Origin of the sequence: Pseudolysinimonas sp. (assembly GCF_031389465.1) — a bacterium.
GTDB lineage: Bacteria > Actinomycetota > Actinomycetes > Actinomycetales > Microbacteriaceae > Pseudolysinimonas_A.
In genome coordinates this window covers 1-1,598 of record NZ_JANMSQ010000002.1, presented here as the reverse complement: position 1 = coordinate 1,598, position 1,598 = coordinate 1, and the positions used below count along the sequence as shown (strand labels likewise).

The following is a 1,598-nucleotide window of genomic DNA, read 5'->3' as shown; positions in this document are numbered from 1 at the left end:
GCCCCGCCTATCTGGATGGCGGGGCTTTTGTTTTTTGCGGAGAATCTGATGGCACGACCCGATCGCACAGAAGAGCTGAGGAACATCCTCACCCGCCGCATCCTGGTCCTCGACGGAGCGATGGGGACGATGATCCAGCGGTACGAGCTGGACGAAGCGGCGTTCCGCGGCGACCGGTTCGCCTCTCATTCGCGCGACCTCCGCGGCGCCAGCGACGTCCTGGCCCTGACCCGCCCCGCCGTGCTCGACGAGATTCACCGGCAGTACCTCGCGGCCGGCGCCGACATCATCGAGACGAATACGTTCAACGCCCAGGCGATCTCGTTCGCCGACTACGATCTCCAGGCCTATGTCTACGAGGTCAACAGAGCGGCAGCTGAGATCTGCCGGCGCGCGGCCGACGAGCTCTCGACGCCGGAAAAGCCCCGCTTCGTGGCCGGCGCGATGGGCCCGACCAACCGCACCGCGTCGCTCTCACCGGACGTGAACAACCCCGGGATGCGCGGCGTCACCTTCGACGAGCTCGTCGATGCGTATTACGAGCAGGTGCACGGACTCGTCGACGGAGGCGTCGACCTGCTGCTGGTCGAGACCACGTTCGACACACTCAATCTCAAAGCAGGGCTCTTCGCCATCGAAAAGTACTTCGAGGACACGGGCATCACGCTGCCGGTCATCGCCTCGATCACCATCACGGATGCCTCCGGCCGCACCCTCAGCGGGCAGACGGTGGAGGCGTGCTGGAACTCGATCGCGCACGCACCTCTCCTCGCGGTGGGCATCAACTGCGCGCTCGGTGCCGAAGAGATGCGCGCCCATGTCGAAGAGCTGTCGACGCTCGCGCCGATCTTCATGTCGTGCTATCCCAACGCCGGCCTGCCCAACGCTCTTGGCGGTTACGACGAGACTCCCGACATGATGGCCGCCGTCCTGCGCGACTTCGCCGAGAGCGGCTGGCTGAACATCGTCGGCGGCTGTTGCGGCACGACACCGGACCACATCCGCGTCATTGCGGACACTGTCGCCACGTTTGCGCCGCGCATCCCGGCGACGGTCGAGCCGCACCTGCGACTGAGCGGCCTCGAGCCGCTCACGGTCACCGCAGACTCGAACTTCATCATGGTCGGCGAGCGCACCAATGTCACCGGCTCCCCGAAGTTCTCGAAGCTGGTCAAAGAGAACGATCTCGAAGGTGCGCTGCGAGTCGCCAAGCAGCAGATCGAAGGCGGCGCGAACATCCTCGACGTGAACATGGACGAGGGTCTGCTCGACTCCGAGAAGATGATGTCCGACTTCCTCAACCTGGTCGCCTCGGAGCCCGACATCTGCCGCGTTCCGCTCATGGTGGACAGCTCGAAGTGGTCGGTGATCGAGTCGGGACTGAAGACACTCCAGGGAAAGTCGGTCGTCAACTCGATCTCGCTCAAGGAAGGGGAGGACGCGTTCCGGCATCACGCGCGGCTGTGCAAACGCTACGGCACCGCCGTCGTGATCATGGCTTTCGACGAGCAGGGACAGGCCGACACGGTCGAGCGCAAGGTCGCCATCTGCGCGCGCGCGTACGACATCCTGGTCAGCGAGGTGGGCTTCGATCCCAC

1 protein-coding gene is annotated in these 1,598 nt (G+C 64.8%); it reads left to right on the top strand.

Translation table 11 applies throughout. The features are described 5' to 3' along the window. Positions 1–48 precede the first annotated feature (48 nt). Positions 49–1,598 (top strand): homocysteine S-methyltransferase family protein (locus RMO30_RS00010; protein WP_309707824.1); only part of this gene is annotated, 1,550 nt, incomplete at its 3' end.